Raw genomic sequence first — 18,188 nt, forward strand, 5'->3', positions numbered from 1 at the left:
CTGTCGAGCATCTTCGCCGAGTTGGCTCCAGGCGCCAACTTCGACGCCGAATTCGACGATGTCGACCGGCGTATAGGCCGGAATGAGATCGAACAGATCGATGATGTCGCTGTTGCGCATGCGTACGCAACCATGCGAGCCAGGCGTGCCCATTGGCGCCGAATCAGGGCTGCCGTGCAGGTAAATGTAACGGCGCATGGTATCGACTTCGCCGAGGCGATTGCGCCCCGGTTCCTTGCCCGACAACCAAAGGATTCGTGTAAGTACCCAATCGCGCTTGGGGAACTGCTCGGCGAGCTCAGGTGACCATACTTCGCCGGTCGGTCGCCGAGCCACGAAGACGGAATTCGCCGTCTCGCCAGCGCCGACTTTCGCCCTGACGATATGCCGGCCGCGCGGCGTAGCACAACTGCCGTTCTGTTCGCCCGCCCCGTTCTTTGCCGTCGATACGGGATAGCGGCGCAGCAGCGCGCCGCGCTCGTCATGCAGTTCCAGGGTTTGCTGCGGCAGGCTGATGCGGATATGCATTCAGGTCACCAGGGTTCGCCCGCGGCGCGCAGCGAAGAAGCCCGACAGCAGGCTGCCGCATTCCTCCGCCAATACGCCGCCGACCACGGCTGTGTGGTGATTCAGCCGCGCCTCGGCGAACAGGTCGATGATGCTGCCGGCGGCGCCGGTTTTCGGATCGCGCGCGCCGAACACGACGCGCTCGATGCGGGCGTGCATGATCGCGCCGGCGCACATGGCGCAAGGTTCCAGCGTTACATACAGGGTGCAGCCGGGCAGCCGATAATTGCCCAGCCGGATCGCGGCATCGCGCAGCGCCATGATCTCGGCATGCGCCGTCGGGTCGTGGCGGCCGATCGGCTGGTTGAAACCGCGCCCTACCACTTCGCCTTCCAGCACGACCACGGCACCCACCGGCACCTCGCCGGCGGCGCCCGCCTCGCGCGCCTGTTCCAGCGCCAGCCCCATGAATACGCTATCGTCCATGGGGCCGATTATGGCATTACCGCTGCCGTGCGCCGGGCCCGTGATGCGAATGGCCTTAGGCGTTCTTGGTGACCGCGCCGCCGGTTTCCATCAACTGCGCCTGTGCCGCGGCCAGACGTGCGATCGGCACGCGCGGTCCGGAACAGGACACGTAGGTGAGCCCGATCGAGTGGCAGAAGGCAATCGAACCCGGGTGGCCGCCGTGCTCGCCGCAGATGCCGACCTTGAGGTCGGGATTGGTCTTGCGGCCTTCACTCACCGCCAGCTTCATCAGTTCGCCGACGCCCTTCTGGTCAAGCACTTCGAAGGGATTGTCGACCAGGATGCCGGCCTCGACATAGCCCGGCAGGAACTTGTTCTCGGCATCCTCGCGGCTGAACGAGAAGGTGGCCTGCGTCAGGTCGTTGGTGCCGAAGGAGAAGAACTCGGCATCCTGCGCCATGCGGCCGGCGCGCAGGCAGGCCCGCACCACTTCCAGCATGCTGCCGAACTTGACGTCCACCTTGATGCCGTGGGTCAGTTCGACCACCTTGTGGATGCGCTTGACATAGCTGTGGATGCGCACCAGTTCTTCCACCGTCGCCACCTGCGGCACCATGATTTCCGGATGGACCTCGATGCCTTCCCTGGCGCACAGCGCCGCCGCTTCGAGCACGGCCTGGATCTGCATCGAATAGATTTCCGGATAGGTGATGCCGAGGCGCACGCCGCGATGGCCGAGCATGGGGTTGACCTCGGACAACGCACGCACTTTCTTCAGCGTCTTTTCCTTCTTGTGGATGACGTCTTCTTCGAGGTGGCCTTCCTTGAAGTCCGTCATGCTGCGGCCGAGCTTGGTGAGGCCGTCGGCGTATTGCATGTAGAGCTTGGGATTCAGGAGCTTCAGCGTCTCGGGAAGTTCTTCCAGTGCCTTGAGCGAATCGCGCAGGTGGTGCAAGTGGGCGATTTCCAGTTCGAGCTGGGCGGCGGTGGGCAGGAACTCGTGCAGCGGCGGGTCCATCAGGCGCACCGTGACCGGCAGGCCCTTCATGGCCTTGAAGATGCCCTTGAAGTCTGCGCGCTGGATCGGCAGCAGGCGATCGATCGCGGCCTGGCGCTCTTCGATGCTTTCGGCGAGGATCATTTCCTGCACGATCGGAAGGCGGTCGGTGGCATTGAACATGCGCTCGGTGCGGCACAGGCCGATGCCCATGGCGCCGAAGCCTCGGGCACGCAAGGCGTCTTCCGGGGTGTCGGCGTTGGCCATTACCTTGAGGCGCGAGACCTGGTCGGCCCATTTCAGCAGGGTCTCCATGTCATGGCTGAATTCGGCCTGAACGGTCGGCACTTCGCCGGCATAGACGTTGCCGTTGCCGCCGTCGATGGTGACGACATCGCCTTCATGCAGCGTCGTGTCGCCGATGGTGGCGGAGCGCTTGATATCGTTGATGTGGATGGCTTCGCAGCCCGAAACGCAGGGCTTGCCCATGCCGCGCGCCACCACGGCCGCATGCGAAGTCTTGCCGCCGCGGCTGGTGAGAATGCCCTGTGCCTGGAAGAAGCCGTGAATGTCTTCGGGTTTGGTCTCTTCGCGCACCAGGATGATTTTTTCGCCCGCCATGCCACGCGATTCGGCCGTATCGGCGTCGAACACGATCTTGCCGGAGGCGGCGCCGGGCGATGCCGGCAGGCCGGTGGCGAGCGGCTTGCCTCTGAAATCAGGGGACAATTGCGGCACCAGCAGTTGTTCGAGCATGGCCGGGTCGATGCGCATCAGCGCCTTTTCCTTGGTGATCAGGCCTTCCTTGAACATCTCGACCGAGGTGCGCACCATCGCCGCCGCGTTCATCTTGCCGTTGCGGGTCTGCAGGCAGTAAAGCGTGCCGCGTTCGATGGTGAATTCGAAATCCTGCACTTCCTTGTAGTGGGTTTCCAGGCGGTTGTGCAGTTCGAGCAGTTGCCGGTAGATTTCCGGCATGTCGTGCTCCATCTCGGCAATCGCCTTCGGCGTGCGAATGCCGGCCACCACGTCCTCGCCCTGGGCGTTGACCAGGTATTCGCCGTAGATCATGTTTTCGCCGGTACCGGGATTGCGCGTGAAGCCGACGCCGGTGCCCGAATCGTTGCCCATGTTGCCGAACACCATGGTGCAGATATTGACCGCCGTGCCGTTGGCCATTTCCCTGGTGATCTTGAACTGCCTGCGGTAGTCGATGGCGCGCTTGCCGTTCCAGGAACGGAATACGGCGCCGATGGCGATTTCCAGCTGCTTGTAGGGATCTTCGGGGAAGGGTTTGCCGGTGTTGGCTTCGATGATCTGGGCGAACTGATCGGCCAGTTCGGAAAGGTGTTCGGCTTTGAGATCAACGTCGTCCGCGACGCCGACCTTCTTCTTCATCGCGGCCATGGCGTCGTCGAAGTGCTTGTCCTCGACGCCCAGTGCGATCTTGCCAAAGAGCTGGATGAAACGGCGCCAGGCGTCATAGCCGAAGCGCGGGTTGTTGGTCAGCTTGATGATGCCCTGCAAGGTGGCCTTGTTGAGGCCGAGGTTGAGGATGGTATCCATCATGCCGGGCATCGACATCGAGGAGCCGGAGCGGACCGAGATCAGCAGCGGATTATCGGTGCCGCCGAACTGCTTGCCGGTTTTCTTTTCGAGGTCCTTCATGGACTTGAGAACTTCTTCCCAGGCACCCTTCGGCAGTTCGTCGTGCTCGAGATATGCCTGGCAGGCTTCGGTGGTGAGTGTGAATCCGGGCGGGACGTTGAGGCCGATCTGCGTCATCTCGCACAGGTTGGCGCCCTTGCCGCCCAGCAGCATCTTGTTCTTGCCATCGCCTTCCTCGAAAGCAAATACCCATTGCCGTTTCATCACTACTTCTCCTTGTTGTCGTACCACTGGATTGACGCTATGCAGCAAAACAATAAGTCTATCGTTTCTTGAGCGTTTAGTTCAAAAAATAGCGATCCCGGGAATTACTTTTCTCTATTCTCGGGATTTCCACCCAGGGACAATATGCGCTAAATTGTCAAAGAGCGATTGCGTGTTCCGGTATTCATGCATTTTCGCCGACTCGTGCGGGTCGCTCCGCATTTCTGCAACAGGTTTTCTGGGTACGGGGCTATATGGATATCGTCAAACAAAAACAAATCCGGGAATGGACGCTACTCGGGCTGGTCGGAGCGATGGCACTGATCGCCAATCTCCCTCCGCGCGTGCTTGAGAACATCGGAGTGGAAACCAGCCTCCTCATGGGCGTACTTGGTCTGATGGTATTCATTGCGCTGTTTCTCTATGTCCGGTTTTTCTTCTTTTTGTTGTATGCCCTGCTGGCAGTCGGCGCCAATCTGCCGGAACAATGGGCCGACGGCCTGGGTATCAGCCAGACTCCGTTATTGATGGCACTGGTCGCCATGGTCGCTCTCTCGCTGGCGAATTACAGTGCCAAGCTCCTGCCTTCAGGACTGGAGCCAAAGATCCTCAAACAGAATCCCGAAGCCACCAAGGTGCTGCTGCATTCCATTGAGCGCGGCAATCATGCCTACGTAAATACCGTGCTGACCATGGATTTCGATCTCGACACGGTGGACGATGAGGGTCTGACGCCGTTGATGCATGCCGCCAGGCGCGGAGATCTCAAGATTGTCCAGGCCCTGCTCAAGCGAGGAGCCTCGCCCCTTTTGGCGGGTCCGGCGGGCAAGGCGTCCGATGTCGCCTTGCAGAACAACTTCCCGGCTGTTAACGAATGCCTGAAACGGGCTGAAGATGCAGCCGAGGCCGCCAGACAGGCTGCAACTCAGTTACAACCCGATTCCGCCGTTGTTGCCTAGAGGCCCGCGGGCAGCAGATGGCTACTCCCACTCAATTATCAACGAGCCTATGAACCCCGCATGAATACTGGGTTCCGCACGTTTCACCCCCGCTGATACCGTCACTGATACCGTCAAAAAAAGGACGCTTAGTATTCATGCGGGTTTCCGGGCGATTGTGGAAAAACAACCTTTCGCGGACGTTCGCCGACGTTCGGAAAATCGACGAATTATCCATGTCACGAATGTAGCAGACATCGAGCATGTTTTGTGACGGTATCAGCGAGAAAATGGCCATCATTTGATACCGTCAGAATCCTCTGAAGCCCAGTTTTGGCAAGGGTTTTCAGAATTCGCTACATGCTTCATGCGAGGTCCGTTGTCGATCATATCTACCAAAGTCCTCATATCAGCCTGACTTCCCTCTCGCCACCACGTTTCGAGTACCTGATAGTCGCGTCGAGTTTCTCAAGCTCAACTTTCGCGGGCTTGCTGTTGTATCCCTCGATCTTGAGCAATGACAGATCGGCGGCCAGAGTTGCTTCTGTGCTATCCAGATACCAGCACTTCTCAGGCGCTGCCCATCGATAGCCCCTCGCCTTCAGGCGATCCTTGTTGTCAAAGGGACTGTTTCTGGCCCAGATACGATACCCAGCCACATTTGCCGATTTCGTCAGCGCTGCAAATGCCGACATACCCGTGGTTTGCAAAGGCATCTGCAACACTTCGAGCAATGCAAGGCAATCCGCCTCTGCCCGATGGGCCTCATGGAAATACCCCATTACGTTGAGGATGTAATCCAGCTTTTCCGACCCATAGCCTTCAAGGGACCAAGGAATTTCCTTGAAAGAGCATCCCCACGCTACTTTCGCGAAAATGGGCAACCGACGCTCAAGAAACTGCCTGTCAAATGCAGCGTTGTGTGCCACCACCAAGGTGACGTTTCCAAGCATGCTGGCCACGCGCTGATCATCGATTCGCTTACCCACCACCATCGCATCGGTGATGCCGTGAATTTGCGTGACTTCGGGAGGTATGGGATGACTTGGCTGCTCCAGCGCATCGTAGGTATCGACGACACGCAAGGCGTACCCGGTTGCCGTGTCGTATTCGAAAACCACCATGCCGATCTCGATGATCTCGTCGGCGGAGGGATCGGTACCGGTAGTCTCCGTATCAACCACGACCCCGCGTGCGATGGCGCCCTTGGCTTGAACAGAAAACTCCGTTCGAGGTTTCAAGCGACGCAACACCCGATAGTCCGGATGGGATTCCACCTGCTTGGCCAGAGATTCGATGTCCTGTGTTTCGCTCGTCATTGGCATTTACTTCGATGAGTACTGATGGGTTGGTGACTATACGAGACTATGCTCGCCAGGAGGCTCACCAGATGAGCGTCGAGTAAATCACACCCAAGAAAATCTGCCACCCGAAATACGCCCTTGCAGGGCGCGTTTCAAAAGCATGAGCCGCCATGCGCTTGTTACGATTCTCTGGTCCCTTCATGGAGCCACAGATGAGCACCAAGATTCACGAGAGTAGCCTGGTTACACTCTCCAGCCGGTATGGGGGCACACTGCTGCCGCTCTCACTGGCCGCCCAGGAAATCGGTATCAAGCTGAGAACCGCACACAACCAAATCAGCAAAGGTGTCTTCCCGATCCCAACCATCCTGAGGGACCGCCGACGTTATGTGCTCGCTGAGGATCTGGCCAACTACATCGACAACCTGCGACAAACACGTACGGGTGCCATACCCTGCCACCGATAGTTTCAAGTTCAGATCAGGCGGTCAATTCAGCAAGCCTTGCCGCGACCTCACGCTTGCCTGCCTTACGGAGAACGGCAATCGCGGAAAGTTGCGGTTCGCGAGGTTTTGACGATCCAGCCTCCCAGTTGTAAATCGTCTGAACCGAGACACGTAACAGCTTGGCTGTTTCCGTCCCCGACAAGTCCAGTCGTTCGCGCAGGGTACGAAAGCCTTTGGCGCTGAACCGAATGCCGGCGGTGCCCTTTGGCGTGGATGCCGGAGTACTTGGGCGAGGTACGCCACCTGACTTCCGAATTTTGGTCAAGGATTGCTCCGCGGCGGCAAGCCTCCGTTTCAGATCGGCAATATCAGATCGATAACGGGCCACCGCTTTCTTCAGTTGAGCTGTTTCATTGCGAACTTCTTTGCGGGCGATGCGCGAAACTTCATCTTTAAGTGCAGTTACGATATTCGACACGTGACGGGTCCTCGTTCAATGGCCGGTTGAGCCAACATGCCAATCTATCAGATCGACTCCAAAAATATCCTTCTGCCATCCTGGCGGATATTGAGGTCAGGTCGTTGGTAGTGATTTCAGTCGGTCGACAACTTCAGCGGAAAGCTCACGTGAATTGATCAGATCGGCAAGGGGCACATGGAGTGATGCCAATGCATCGACCAGAAACTCTTGGCGCTCGGCAATCACCGGGAGGATCTTCGTCCGGATGAAATCACGCTCGACAGGTAGCAATCGCTCATCACCGATGACCTTGGAAATGGCATCAGGCAAGGCGTTACTCATGCGCGACAGGACGCCACGTACCAAACGCGGAGCGACTATCGCCTCATAAGCCAGCGCATCCCAATGAATGCCTTCGACCCATCCAGGTTTGTTCTCGCCGGCAATACTCATCGACATGGTGGCGCGCGGCAAATAGGCTTCGACACACAGCATGTCGTAGAAGGGAGCCACCTCGGCTTTCTGCCCACGCAGCAGGAATGCGATGTTCTTCGCATGCGCGTCGAGGTTGCCGATCAGGTAATTGAAAGCCACCCACTGAATGACTGCATTGACGGCAACGGCTGGCCGGTCGATGAAGGGTCCCAGCAGCACCTCGAACAGATGATGGAGACCCAATCCGCCTTCGCTTTCGTATTTCCGTGACGGCGATACCCCGAGCGCCTGACACAAATCGATCTGGTGCAGCCGCTTGATGGGAGAAGCGCCCTCTCCTTTTTTTGGTTTCGGCCGATTGCGATCGAAGCGCTCGATGATGTATAGCGGTTCGGGCAGGTGCCGTAACGACACCTGCGGTACGGGCACCTTGAGTTCGTCCGCCAGGCGCATACAGAAGAATTCGTTGGCCGGACAAAAAGGGAAATCCGCGCTGGCATTCTCGGGCTTCACGATGTGCGTGGAAGCCGCGGTTCCTTCGGGAAGAAACATTACGCCATCGGGATCAATCCGTAAGCCAAGCTTCTCTTGGGCCCCGGCCAGTGACATGCGTATGTCGTCCCAGGACGCCATCAAGGGCAAATTGCGCTTGCGCGATTCCTCGATCTTCGCCTGCAGGTCTTCCTGTGAGAGTGGCACCAGCACTTCGCCGGGAACCTCGCCGTCGGGATTGACTGGTACGAGAGACAAAGCGCCGGCCGTGTCCTGGCCATGCCGCACGAGGAACGCCCAACTGTCACGGGGATCGATCCGATCGCGAAAGGCAATGAGTTCCCGCAACCGGCCCTCGGGCAACAGGTTCTCGAAGAACCACTCCACGGGCCGATGTTCGCCCGCATCCTGATAGTCGCGGACCGTTAATGGGAATCCGGGGGCGAGAGGATGGTGCGTCCATTCGGGAGCATAGGCAAACGACCACCGGCCTTCGGTGACATCAAGCGTACCGATCCATACGCCATCCGACAGCACACGCAACTGGCTCATGCCACGCCCTCGCTATCGGGCGCCATCGGCAATCGCAAGCGAACATCGATGCCGAAACGCTGGCAAACGGTCAGAACCTTGCCGACCTGCGCCGTCGCTTTTCCCTGCTCAAGTCCATTGAGAAACGGTAGACTCACGTTGCACAGGGCTGCGGCATCACGTTGCGTCAGTCCTGATTCTTTCCGAACCCGGCGGAGGGTATCTCCCAGTTCCCGGATCGAGGAAATACTGACTTCACGGGTCATGACGCCCTCCAAAAGATAAACGACCGTTGAATTTTGCCTTGCCTGAAGGATCAGTGCAAGAGAAAATAAACGATCGTTTATTATTTAATCTGCCCGTCGCAGGCATTCTGCAACGCTGGATGCTACCTCGCGATCTTGCCCTCCTTGGCAACCATGTCCCTGAAAGCGACACCGGGGGTGAACTTCGGCACCGTCGTCGCCTTGATTTTGATGGGGGCACCGGTCTTCGGGTTCTTGCCGACACGGGCGGCACGGGCAGCAGGCTTGAAGGTTCCAAAGCCTGCGATCGTCACCTTCTTGCCCATGGTCACCGCAGTCACCACTTCATTGACCAGAATATCAATTGCACGGCATGCGTTAAATCTGGTCAGGTTGGACTTGGTGGCCAATGCTTCGATCAGCTCTAATTTGTTCATGGATTACTTTTCCTACTTGGGGTTGTCGATGAATTTACTTGCTACAACGCTGGCGGCTACCGTGGAAGAACGCGCGAGGCGGCATCCAGGTCGATACCCTCCGTCGGCGGACGCCCATCCCGGCACAGGTTGATTTCGTAGCGAATGACAAACGGGATGGCGCTTCCTTGCTGGGTTGGCACCCCATCCTGAATCAGGGTTGCCTCCAGTCGGGCACATCCCGCTGTTGGAAAGCGCTTCAAAGTTCTGACATTGACCATGACCGGCGCAGACGAACGGGTCTGTGCCTTGAAAAACTCGGCCATGCTGCCATCCAGTGTCCCTTCGGCCATCCCGTTGGGCGTATCGATTGCCGTCATCAGGTGCTGCTTTAGATCCGCGGCAAGAACATCGGCGCTCGACAGGAGCGCAAAGAAACAAAGAGCCATCGCAGATCGCATCATCGGTTGTAGTAGCTATTCACACGCTGTTGAACGGAGGTCTGGACGTTCTGTCCGAAGGAGGACACATCCGGCATTCGCACGCTGGATGCCACTTCCTGGACGAACTCGCTCATGTCGATCCGGGAGAAATCCAGTTGCTCGAATTCGGCTGTGGTAAAGCCGGAACAGTCCGGGTTCTCGCCACTGCCCCAGGTCTTTCCTACCTGTCCCCTGCCCTGCTCATTGATGATCTTGGCCAGACGAGAGTTGAAGCAGCAGTAAGACTGAGTCTGTTCGATGCAGGTCTTGATGATGGGAATTCGCGATGAGCAGTAGGAGCCCACAAAGACACACAGGTTGGCATCCCGGTGCATCCCCAGCATTTGTTCGGATTGTTCGCAGGACAGCAATTCGGACAGGAGTTGGAGCGCCACGGCTGCCGCCAGTGAATACGGATCAAAGTAAAAATTGAAGCTGCCGAGCGATCCCAGCGAATAGATCGGTCCCCCCAAGAGGCCGCTACTGACCGTACCGGTCGAGAGGGTCAGTCCGTAAAACGTAAAGGACGGTTGGAAGTTCGTCGGAGTGAACAGCACCTCCGAGGAAATCATGGCCTGCGCACCGGCTTCGACATAGCTGGTGAATTCGGGGTACATGAAGTCGAACATGTACTTGCTGCCTGCATTGATCGCCAGTTGCCCGCCGATCATGACGCCCTGCATGGCGGTGGCCATCAGGTTGTGATTGGACCGCGCCGCACCGCCACCGCCCTTCTTGCAACAATCGACCAAGCCGAAGAGCTTCTTCCGGCATCGCTCTCCCACCCCTTTGAACAGCCGCAGATCCTCCCCATAGACCCCAGCCTCCCGAGCGGCCTCCATCGACGCCATGGCACGTCCGAAGTCCTGATCTGCCGGATTGCTGGTATCAAAGCAGTTGGTTCCTCCCTGGCAGAATGACCGCTGGTCACAAACGGTTTGCTGGGTCTGTGTTGCGGGCGAGGTCTGACATGAGTAGGTTCGCTCGCTCATGTCGCAGCCTCCCGTAGGCAAGGGATCAATGCATTGCGAGGAAACCGGCGTGCAGCCCCGATCGATCAACGGTTGGCAATCGTTCGTCAGCGTTGCTCCGGCACAGGTGTAGTCCTCGGTACGCGACCAGCAGGAATCACCCGCGCTTTGCGCCCCGCTCGGCAATGGAGACACTGTCGTCAGGCAGACTTGCAGGCCATTGATCGTTTTGCAGGGTGTGCTGTCGGTACATGTGGTTGCGGCATGGACACAATTTGCGCTGTCGGCATACGACGTGCATTGACTGGTAGCCAGCGTGTTGGACGTGATCGTGTAGGACGTATTGAGTTCGACCACGCTTGGCGTCGAGGTCGATGCGGTGACGTTGGTGCATTGATAGCGCCGGGTATATTGGTTGCAGGAGCCATCAAAGGCCGTGCTGTCGCAGGTAGCACTGACTTGAGTGCACCCTTGTGTCGCTTTGATGGCCGCGCAGTAGTCGATGTGGTTGTCGGCAATACAGGAGTAATCATCCTGATACCGCCAGCAGGTGGCCGTGGAATTCAATCCCCCCGCCGGTGGCGTGACACCTGCCAGACACACGGTCGCCCCACTCGAATCGAGCTTGCAGGGCGTGGAATCAACGCAGGTATGCGCCGACAGTCGGCATCTGGAATTCTGCGCATAGGACGTACATTGGCTCGTATTGGCCGTATCCGTTACTAGGGTGTAGGTGTTGTCAAGCCTCACCGTATTCGTGGGGGTTCCCTGACTGGTCCCACAGCGAAAAGTCTTAGTGTAGGTATTGCATGTGCCGTTGAACGCGGTATCGCTGCAGACCGAACTCGTCTGGCCGCACCCTGCCGCCGTCAATGCCGAGCAGTAGTCGATGGAGTTTGGCTTGATGCAGGTGTAATTGTCCTGAAACTCCCAGCAGCCCCCGACATCCGCCAGCGTGACGACCACGCCTGAAATTGTCTTGCTCGCCGAGGTATCGACACAGGTCGAACTCTCCAGACGACAATCGCCCGCCCACGCGGCAGGGCTCAGACCAAAGAGGACGGCGATGAGCAGAAGCAGCAATCTCATCAGCGTGCTCGCTGTTGCAGGGTGGCGCACTCATTCGAGGTCCAGCTGCTGACCGTCTTGGACATTGGTAATTGCAAGGGCGCACCCGTCCCTGTCCCGCCGGATGAATTGCAGCCAGAACTGACGTTACGCATCGAAGGGGTGCAGGTCGTGGAACTGCAACTGACGCTGAAGTAAACGTACAGGTTGCAGCCAAACCCGAGATTGCTGACGTAGTAGTCCGTCACCGACTGTCCTGGCGCCACCGCCACGGGGAAGCGGCCATAGCTGCCGTCCCAGGGATAGCCGATCCAGTTGTAGTCGTAGCGATTGACCCCGTCGTAGGACCGATAGGGTTCCACTGAATAGGAACGGCCATCACTTCCACAGAAAATGTTCATAGCCATGTACGGGTCGTAGCAATAACTACAATCCATGAAAGCAGTTCGGCCCAGCCAAGCTCCTGGCGTGCATTGACCAAATCCGACGGTCGCCGAGACACCGCGGCGGCAACTCAATGTCTCGTAGCCCTGAACGGTCTGGTTGCACTGGTAGTTGTAGCTCGTACTCACCGCGATCTGTTGGCCGATATAGCAACTGGCGTTACTCAGGGTCTGCATCTGCTCGACACATTGATACAGGTGATGCTGATCGACACTGATCTGGCGCGCGGTCGAACAGTAGTTGCTGGTAACGGGGCGATATTCGGTACAGATCTCGGTTGAAAACACAGCCGGGGTTGTTTGGCTAACGACATGGCACTGCTCGGTTGCTGCACCGATATTGACGCCGGTGAGTTGAATGGCCGGGTTGGCGGCTATGGCGTTGTTCCGGGTGATCAGGGGATCGGTGGCGCGATCAATCGAGAATGCCGGACGCACGCTCGGGTTGCGCGCAACAAAATTGACCGCATCACACTCCTGTCGCCGAAATGCGTCCGTATCCGGTGTCTGGCTGGAACAGTCCATGACTTTGGCCACGCCCGGCCCCGAGAGTTGCCCCATGCCCCCCTGAAACAGGCCAGCTTGGCTGGTAGCTTGTCCATAACTTGGAACAACCGCCGTCGCGTTTGTCGTACCAATCCCTTGCTGCGCCCCACCAATAGCTCCGGACCCCAATGATCGTCCGTCACTGAAAGCGGTTGAGGCATCGTAGCCTTGCGCAGCGACCGTCCCGGCGAACAGGACACACGCCAGCAAGATCAAATTGCGCATGCTCATGGACGGCGCTCCTCCAGCTTTGCCGCAAAGCGCCTGGCGGCTTCCGACCATGCTGGGGCCTGACGCTCGATGAGACCGAGCGCATAGCCCTGGCTGACATCGCCATCGACTTTCACGAAACTGGACGGCGATGCACAGCCATCCGTGCCGATCCGCGTTGCCTGCGAGGCGTTCGCCAAGACCAGCGCCGGCACCTGCGTCACCTTGAATTGTGTGAAGGCTGGTGGATGGATGATGGCGGTCACCTGACGCTTACCGATGAGCTGGGCAACCTCTTCCCCCATCCGGGTCAGCGAATTGCCCTTCAGTCCGCGCATGACCAGCACGGCCCCGGTTCGCTCGGACTCGGCGACGATGCGTTCCAGTGAAGGCCTGGGTATCGAGAAGGAAACGAACACCATCAGTTCTGGCCCGCGATCGGATGATGCAGGCTTTGAAATTGGCAAGGAGCGAAAGGATTCGGCGATCTGGCCAATGTCCGACTGATTTGCCTTGGGCATGGGCAATCGCTCAATTCGCGGAACGACGGGCAGCGGCGGCGGGGTGGACGACTGGCTACTGCCAGTCCCCATGGCATCACGCATCCGTTGCTGCGCCTGTCGGATATCAAAATCGCTTGGCAATGCCGCTTGTGCCCATGCGACGCAGGCACAACAGGAGAGCGCGGCAGACACGATCCAATGTTTCCCCGTCCGCATAGTCAAAATGCTCCCTGGCAGCAGTTCCGCTTGCGGAACACCATGTAGGCGAAGTCCTCGCCCTCGAAGGGATACTCTTTGCCGGCACCCCAGAGAATCGTCGAGCGCCCCAGGGGCTGACAGCATTTCCCGGCAATCTTCTCGGTCTGGGGAATCGGATACAGCATCTGGTACTTGTAATTGGTCTTGTCCATGATCGGCTGCGGGTAGTAGCCGCACAGGCCATCCTCACCCGAGGCTGCCCACATCAAACCCTCGCGGTGCATCTTGGCGATCAGCCGCGTCATTTCGAGGCTGGAGGCCTGCACGCCACCGATATGCGCCTGTACGTTGCCATTTAGGGGATACAGGCTGCCCTGGCATCCGGCACACCAGAACAAGGTGTTTGAGGGAAATCCCACCGTCGCAGCGACGCAATCGGCCGCGCACGCTGCTCGTGCCGGCAACGTGCCGAAGAGCGCTACATCGGGATTGAAAATGAAAGTCAGCTCATCGTCGTTCCACATCGGATCAAGCTCGGTGAGATACGCCACATCAAACGCGCTTTGCTCCAGACAGGCGTTATCGAATATCGCCTCCAACCAGAAAATGACCGGATCGACATACCAATGGACCTGATAGAAGGACGACGTGGAGGTGCTGTCCTGGCTGAAGCGGGAACCTCGCGGCGCATCGAAGCCGGGATTGAGTTCGATCCCGCCAAGGCTGGTCATGCAGAACGGTCGCCTCACCACATCCACGCGTCGGACGGGCTCCCAGAAACTCACCTTGAATCCGACACGAAGCTGGGATGGACACATGCAGATGGCCGACCCACCGGGGTTCGGTGTGTCCTCCTGATCTAGCGACAGCAAATCCATGCCGCCAAAGCGCAATGGCATCATGCAGCTCCAGCAGATGTCGGTTATGGGATTGGCGAATCTTCCCGTGCAAGTCGCCGTGGCCCCTGCCCCGGCAGGCATCAGCAGTAACCACACCATCACGGCAGTCAGCAGGACGTTAGGGACGGACTTCATCGATTCGCAACCGCTTGCCGTCCTGGCTCACAATGGCCGGGACCTGCTGAATCCCGAGTCGCTTTACCAGCGTGCCGCCTTGATCGAAGTAGACAGGACGCTTCCAGCTTCGCATCAATTTGAGTGGCTGACCGCCCACCAGGATCGGCTTGGTACCTGCCCCTGCACTACCCAGCACTTGCTTGGCGAATGCGACCTGCCGCGCATCCCCGCCATCAAAAAACAACAGTCGCTTTGAGAGTGAAACAACTTCCAGAGGGTTAACTTGCGTCCCCTTGGCGAACAATAGCTGTCCGCTGTTATCCCGAATATCGCGGGCCAGCACCATCGCCGGATTCACATGAAATGCTCTCGGTGTTTGCGTCGGTCGGATACCCGTGATGGACTTTGGAGACTCGATCCCTTGAATGACCCGATCCCGGTGCTCCGACTGCTTTCGCGCAAGCTCCCCGGTTCTGGCCATCCGATCCAGTCTGGACTTGATGACCTCGATCAGATCCGGTTCGGCAATTTCATAGGTCGGCCCCACAGTCCCAATATCCGCCGCCAACACAGGAAGCGAAGAGGCCGCAATCGACAACAGCAGTGACAAACCAGGAATCCGCATGGGGGGCGATTCTGGTGTTGCAGGCCGCGCTGCGGATTTTGAAATGCGGCTTTTTTGGTCGCATTTCGATGCTCCACTGAAGCATCAATCGAAGTCGTACTTATTCGGAAAGCTCGATGGCCTGGATCAACTCCGGCCCCTCATTGCCTGCGCGATTTACGGACAAGCTGACGGGCACGGCTTTCATCGTTTCATCCGCAACAGACTTGAGTATTGGGATCAGAACATTTCGGTCGTGGTTGACGGGATCGAGCCAAGTACCGATGTCATTTCCGCTGAGAATGACGGGCATCCGATCATAAATCGGGGTCATGACGCCATTGGGCTCGGTGGTGATGACACAAGCCGTGATGAGGTTGGAACCATCTGGAGCAACCCATTTGGCCAGTAGTCCGGCCATAGCGAAGTAGGCATTCTCCTCCGTCGGCCGAATGTACCAAGGCTGCTTGAATGCCTTGCCGTTTCTGGATACTGCCTGCCACTCGAAGTAACCGCTGGCAGGGATGATGCAGCGATGTCGGGTAAAGCTGGATCGAAAGGATGGCTTGTCAGCGACAGTCTCCGCACGGGCATTGTTCAGCTTTGCGCCAATGGAGGAATCCTTGGCCCAGGATGGAACCAGACCCCAGCGGACGATCTGACCGACGAGCCCGATCTCCGGTCGCTGACGGATGACAGGTATATCGCTTTGTGGTGCGATGTTGAACCTGGGCAAAAAGTCAGGACAATCCTGAAGGCCGAAATAAGCGGAAAGTTCGGATGGGGTACCGCTCAGCACGTAGCGACCGCACATGGTGACGAATCGACCTAATACAGAACTGAAATATCTGAACTTCCCTCGTCGGACTCGAACTTGGGATACGCATCGATCAGTTTCCCGTCCAGCCGCCAATATTGCCCAAGCACCACAGCGAGTTCTTGGATATTGATGAATGGATTCGTGATGTCATAGGAAGTGGGGTAAGGATGACCGACAACATAACCATTCACCATCGCCGCTTCGCACAAAGTGACAACACGTGGCCCATCCCTGCCGCCGACTTTGCCTGTCTCAAAATCAATATCGAAGTTAAGTGGAGTGTCGGCTGAACTTGAGGGCACCAATTGGAAGCTGGACTTAGGCATGCAATTTAGATCGGGGCATGTGAAAGGAATCGAGAGAATTCAGTCTATCTCACCTGAATGAAACCGGACCCGCACACCATGGACAGGCGATCTACCAACCGCTGATGCCCGTCGGTTCCTCAGAAGCAGGCAGATAACATATTTGCTTTACTCACTTCCCTCGTTTTCGCAATGACTCTTCGTAACGGATTTTTTCGACATTTTCTCTGTACTGACGAGCCCCCTGCATGCCATAGAGAATTTCAGCCCAGAGTGGGCTTCCGAAAAGTGCGAAAGTAGCGGCGACTATCAGTCTGATCTGCGCTGGCTTGATTACCGCCAATTGTGCCCACAACCTCCAAAAGAAGTTTAAATCTTCATACGCTAGGGGGCTTAGCCTAGCCTGTTGATTGGGATTATTGGCTGCCTCGTAGAACGACCTCATCTTGCTGCGTTCTCGGTGAGTACGATCAGCGATCGTGTCACCAAAAAACCAGTTGGCCCAAGAATCGAAACCAAGTAATCCTGTAGGCCAATCGAAAAAATCTTTCGGTACGTCCCCCGCTATTAGGTGGGCACCTCCGTTCTTGCTCATGCTGAATCAGTACCATCGTGTTCGACAGCCATGCCTACTGAACGAGCCAGTTCCTCTACAGCCTCGGTAAAACTTAGGTTGGAGTACTGCATCAAGAAGCCTATCGCACTGCCGTGAGCCTCGCAGCCGAAGCAGTGATAAAACTGACGTTCTCGGCTGACGGCAAAAGAAGATGTTGTTTCAGTATGGAACGGACAGGGGGCAGTGAAATTCACCTCACCCGCTTCAAGTTGGATATGGCGACTTACGACGTCAACGATGTCAACTCGCTCAAGCAACTCCTGAATGAATTTTTCTTCAATCATTGGATAGCCCTACCTGGTTGAGTTCAGTTTCCGTCACTTTCGCCCCATTCAAAATGGTAGTCAGCAACCAAATCAATTACTTGATCTACGGGCAAATTTCCCCTCTGAATTCTTTGGTAGATTTCGTATGATTCTCGAAATGGCAGTGATCCCGATCCATCACCCGTGTGAAAAGTGATTTGGTCGATGCCTGCTAGCCGAGCAGCTACCATTTGCAGTAGCAGCATCAAGACTCTGTTTCCGCCGTAGGCACCACAACCCCAGAAACCAGAATGAATTCTGACTGTCGAAGCGTTGAGTGAAAGTTGGCTTTCATCCAATACTGCAGAAAAACCGGAATACGCTGTGCTTAGGATGAAAGCAATCGAATTGCTGGTGTATCGCCCAGAGCCATAAGCAGGCGCTTCGATTGCGAGGATGTTGGAGTTTGTTGGTGGAGTAATGACAGTCGTTGCACGGGCTATCTGAGATTCAGAGGCGTTGCGGAAATAGTTTCCGTAAATCCCATGTGGTATTCCCGCACCTTCATTGGGGGAGGTGTCTATGCTTAAGCGACGCTCGACGCCAGTGATGAGAATCGGAGTGGGCGCGCAGTCCTCGACGCTCCAGAGCGAGATTCCTTCCTTCATCGCTTCGATGCGCATTCCAATGAGCGCCGGATGTTCTGCGACTTGAAGTTCGTCTTGTGCCAACAATGAAGTGGCCCACGCCGAAAATATCTCATTGTTCGCAAAGTTCATATGCCATTCCGCAGCTTGCGGTGATGAACTCACTTCATAGTCAAAGAAGCCAGGTCTTTGAAGAACCTCTGTTTCCCCTTCAGTCAATAATGTAGGAAGTGGGCGACTAGACCAACGTGAATAGCCAAGTGTTCCATTGTTTGAGAATCCGTTTGAAAATGCCAGCTTGAATAAGAACTCCTTGTTGGAATGATGAAACTTGGGCATCATGTTTTTGGAGATCTGGTACGAATCCCATTGTTTCCTTGCTGTGCAGAATTGGTTCATTACA

General features: G+C 57.0%; 20 protein-coding genes and 1 pseudogene. 2 read left to right on the forward strand and 19 right to left on the reverse strand.

The features are described from left to right. Window positions 1-51 precede the first annotated feature (51 nt). From SUTH_RS20060 to ppdK, 3 genes and pseudogenes are all read right to left on the reverse strand, one after another. Window positions 52-528: pseudogene (locus SUTH_RS20060) on the reverse strand (L,D-transpeptidase family protein); the annotation flags it as partial. Next, window positions 529-993, reverse strand: coding sequence for a tRNA adenosine(34) deaminase TadA (gene tadA / locus SUTH_RS09225; RefSeq protein ID WP_041098757.1), 465 nt, complete (start codon window positions 991-993; stop codon window positions 529-531). Window positions 994-1,048: 55 nt separating this feature from the next. After that, on the reverse strand, window positions 1,049-3,844 hold the full coding sequence (gene ppdK / locus SUTH_RS09230; RefSeq protein WP_041098759.1) for a pyruvate, phosphate dikinase: 2,796 nt from the start codon (window positions 3,842-3,844) through the stop codon (window positions 1,049-1,051). Window positions 3,845-4,098: 254 nt separating this feature from the next. On the opposite strand from ppdK, the gene SUTH_RS19905 reads away from it, so the two are divergent. Next, window positions 4,099-4,803 carry an ankyrin repeat domain-containing protein gene (locus SUTH_RS19905; protein WP_041098761.1) on the forward strand — a complete coding sequence of 235 codons (705 nt, stop codon included), beginning with the start codon at window positions 4,099-4,101 and terminating at the stop codon, window positions 4,801-4,803. A 383-nt stretch (window positions 4,804-5,186) separates the two neighbouring features. Here SUTH_RS19905 and SUTH_RS09245 read toward each other — a convergent pair whose 3' ends face one another. Beyond that, window positions 5,187-6,101 (reverse strand): 3'-5' exonuclease, encoded by a 915-nt coding sequence (locus SUTH_RS09245; RefSeq protein WP_041098765.1) that lies wholly within the window; start codon window positions 6,099-6,101, stop codon window positions 5,187-5,189. Window positions 6,102-6,298: 197 nt separating this feature from the next. On the opposite strand from SUTH_RS09245, the gene SUTH_RS09250 reads away from it, so the two are divergent. Next, window positions 6,299-6,553, forward strand: coding sequence for a hypothetical protein (locus SUTH_RS09250; protein WP_148312894.1), 255 nt, complete (start codon window positions 6,299-6,301; stop codon window positions 6,551-6,553). A gap of 13 nt (window positions 6,554-6,566) precedes the next feature. Here SUTH_RS09250 and SUTH_RS19050 read toward each other — a convergent pair whose 3' ends face one another. From SUTH_RS19050 to SUTH_RS19060, 15 genes are all read right to left on the reverse strand, one after another. Further along, window positions 6,567-7,010 carry a helix-turn-helix domain-containing protein gene (locus tag SUTH_RS19050; RefSeq protein ID WP_084207319.1) on the reverse strand — a complete coding sequence of 148 codons (444 nt, stop codon included), beginning with the start codon at window positions 7,008-7,010 and terminating at the stop codon, window positions 6,567-6,569. Window positions 7,011-7,106: 96 nt separating this feature from the next. Further along, the gene (locus SUTH_RS09255; RefSeq protein WP_041098768.1) at window positions 7,107-8,471 is read right to left on the reverse strand and encodes a HipA domain-containing protein; all 1,365 of its coding nucleotides are present in this window, start codon (window positions 8,469-8,471) and stop codon (window positions 7,107-7,109) included. Next, window positions 8,468-8,716, reverse strand: coding sequence for a helix-turn-helix domain-containing protein (locus tag SUTH_RS09260; RefSeq protein ID WP_041098770.1), 249 nt, complete (start codon window positions 8,714-8,716; stop codon window positions 8,468-8,470). The genes SUTH_RS09255 and SUTH_RS09260 overlap by 4 nt, the downstream gene beginning before the upstream one ends. 122 nt (window positions 8,717-8,838) lie before the next feature. Further along, the gene (locus SUTH_RS09265; RefSeq protein ID WP_041098772.1) at window positions 8,839-9,132 is read right to left on the reverse strand and encodes an HU family DNA-binding protein; all 294 of its coding nucleotides are present in this window, start codon (window positions 9,130-9,132) and stop codon (window positions 8,839-8,841) included. A 56-nt stretch (window positions 9,133-9,188) separates the two neighbouring features. Next, on the reverse strand, window positions 9,189-9,575 hold the full coding sequence (locus SUTH_RS09270; protein ID WP_041098774.1) for a hypothetical protein: 387 nt from the start codon (window positions 9,573-9,575) through the stop codon (window positions 9,189-9,191). Next, a complete protein-coding gene (locus SUTH_RS19055; RefSeq protein WP_084207320.1) occupies window positions 9,572-11,653 on the reverse strand; it encodes a conjugal transfer protein TraN in 2,082 nt (693 codons plus the stop codon). Before SUTH_RS19055 ends, SUTH_RS09270 begins: the two co-directional genes overlap by 4 nt. After that, complete coding sequence (locus tag SUTH_RS09280) at window positions 11,653-12,852, reverse strand: hypothetical protein (protein ID WP_041098776.1); 1,200 nt, start codon at window positions 12,850-12,852, stop codon at window positions 11,653-11,655. The genes SUTH_RS19055 and SUTH_RS09280 overlap by 1 nt, the downstream gene beginning before the upstream one ends. Continuing rightward, entirely contained in the window at window positions 12,849-13,526 is a 678-nt protein-coding gene (gene trbC / locus SUTH_RS09285; RefSeq protein ID WP_171817343.1) for a type-F conjugative transfer system pilin assembly protein TrbC, read from the reverse strand. The genes SUTH_RS09280 and trbC overlap by 4 nt, the downstream gene beginning before the upstream one ends. Window positions 13,527-13,552: 26 nt before the next feature. Next, window positions 13,553-14,566: a conjugal transfer pilus assembly protein TraU gene (gene traU, locus SUTH_RS09290; RefSeq protein ID WP_041098778.1), complete on the reverse strand. Its 1,014-nt coding sequence runs from the start codon at window positions 14,564-14,566 to the stop codon at window positions 13,553-13,555. Beyond that, window positions 14,550-15,173, reverse strand: a complete 624-nt coding sequence (gene traW / locus SUTH_RS09295; RefSeq protein ID WP_041098780.1) for a type-F conjugative transfer system protein TraW — start codon at window positions 15,171-15,173, stop codon at window positions 14,550-14,552. Before traW ends, traU begins: the two co-directional genes overlap by 17 nt. A 100-nt stretch (window positions 15,174-15,273) precedes the next feature. Then, window positions 15,274-15,966 carry an SOS response-associated peptidase gene (locus SUTH_RS09300; RefSeq protein ID WP_041098782.1) on the reverse strand — a complete coding sequence of 231 codons (693 nt, stop codon included), beginning with the start codon at window positions 15,964-15,966 and terminating at the stop codon, window positions 15,274-15,276. Between the two features lie 14 nt (window positions 15,967-15,980). Beyond that, on the reverse strand, window positions 15,981-16,298 hold the full coding sequence (locus SUTH_RS09305; protein ID WP_041098784.1) for a hypothetical protein: 318 nt from the start codon (window positions 16,296-16,298) through the stop codon (window positions 15,981-15,983). A 151-nt stretch (window positions 16,299-16,449) separates the two neighbouring features. Beyond that, window positions 16,450-16,872, reverse strand: coding sequence for a hypothetical protein (locus tag SUTH_RS09310; protein WP_041098786.1), 423 nt, complete (start codon window positions 16,870-16,872; stop codon window positions 16,450-16,452). Beyond that, window positions 16,869-17,177 (reverse strand): CHC2 zinc finger domain-containing protein, encoded by a 309-nt coding sequence (locus SUTH_RS09315; RefSeq protein WP_041098788.1) that lies wholly within the window; start codon window positions 17,175-17,177, stop codon window positions 16,869-16,871. The genes SUTH_RS09310 and SUTH_RS09315 overlap by 4 nt, the downstream gene beginning before the upstream one ends. A gap of 23 nt (window positions 17,178-17,200) precedes the next feature. After that, complete coding sequence (locus SUTH_RS19060; protein ID WP_084207322.1) at window positions 17,201-18,184, reverse strand: poly(ADP-ribose) glycohydrolase; 984 nt, start codon at window positions 18,182-18,184, stop codon at window positions 17,201-17,203. Window positions 18,185-18,188 lie beyond the last annotated feature (4 nt).

Origin of the sequence: Sulfuritalea hydrogenivorans sk43H (genome assembly GCF_000828635.1) — a bacterium.
Classification (GTDB): Bacteria; Pseudomonadota; Gammaproteobacteria; order Burkholderiales; family Rhodocyclaceae; genus Sulfuritalea; species Sulfuritalea hydrogenivorans.

Excerpts from the sequence above, each read along its gene's own strand:
- SUTH_RS19055 (WP_084207320.1), bottom strand. The coding sequence starts at position 11,653 with ATGAGATTGCTGCTTCTGCTCATCGCCGTCCTCTTTGGTCTGAGCCCT.
- SUTH_RS09300 (WP_041098782.1), bottom strand. The coding sequence starts at position 15,966 with ATGTGCGGTCGCTACGTGCTGAGCGGTACCCCATCCGAACTTTCCGCT.
- SUTH_RS09260 (WP_041098770.1), bottom strand. The coding sequence starts at position 8,716 with ATGACCCGTGAAGTCAGTATTTCCTCGATCCGGGAACTGGGAGATACC.
- tadA (WP_041098757.1), bottom strand. The coding sequence starts at position 993 with ATGGACGATAGCGTATTCATGGGGCTGGCGCTGGAACAGGCGCGCGAG.
- SUTH_RS09255 (WP_041098768.1), bottom strand. The coding sequence starts at position 8,471 with ATGAGCCAGTTGCGTGTGCTGTCGGATGGCGTATGGATCGGTACGCTT.
- SUTH_RS09315 (WP_041098788.1), bottom strand. The coding sequence starts at position 17,177 with ATGATTGAAGAAAAATTCATTCAGGAGTTGCTTGAGCGAGTTGACATC.
- SUTH_RS09265 (WP_041098772.1), bottom strand. The coding sequence starts at position 9,132 with ATGAACAAATTAGAGCTGATCGAAGCATTGGCCACCAAGTCCAACCTG.
- SUTH_RS09305 (WP_041098784.1), bottom strand. The coding sequence starts at position 16,298 with ATGCCTAAGTCCAGCTTCCAATTGGTGCCCTCAAGTTCAGCCGACACT.
- SUTH_RS19905 (WP_041098761.1), top strand. The coding sequence starts at position 4,099 with ATGGATATCGTCAAACAAAAACAAATCCGGGAATGGACGCTACTCGGG.
- traU (WP_041098778.1), bottom strand. The coding sequence starts at position 14,566 with ATGAAGTCCGTCCCTAACGTCCTGCTGACTGCCGTGATGGTGTGGTTA.
- SUTH_RS09310 (WP_041098786.1), bottom strand. The coding sequence starts at position 16,872 with ATGAGCAAGAACGGAGGTGCCCACCTAATAGCGGGGGACGTACCGAAA.
- SUTH_RS09245 (WP_041098765.1), bottom strand. The coding sequence starts at position 6,101 with ATGACGAGCGAAACACAGGACATCGAATCTCTGGCCAAGCAGGTGGAA.
- SUTH_RS09250 (WP_148312894.1), top strand. The coding sequence starts at position 6,299 with ATGAGCACCAAGATTCACGAGAGTAGCCTGGTTACACTCTCCAGCCGG.
- SUTH_RS09280 (WP_041098776.1), bottom strand. The coding sequence starts at position 12,852 with ATGAGCATGCGCAATTTGATCTTGCTGGCGTGTGTCCTGTTCGCCGGG.
- SUTH_RS19060 (WP_084207322.1), bottom strand. The coding sequence starts at position 18,184 with ATGAACCAATTCTGCACAGCAAGGAAACAATGGGATTCGTACCAGATC.
- SUTH_RS09270 (WP_041098774.1), bottom strand. The coding sequence starts at position 9,575 with ATGATGCGATCTGCGATGGCTCTTTGTTTCTTTGCGCTCCTGTCGAGC.
- traW (WP_041098780.1), bottom strand. The coding sequence starts at position 15,173 with ATGCGGATTCCTGGTTTGTCACTGCTGTTGTCGATTGCGGCCTCTTCG.
- ppdK (WP_041098759.1), bottom strand. The coding sequence starts at position 3,844 with ATGAAACGGCAATGGGTATTTGCTTTCGAGGAAGGCGATGGCAAGAAC.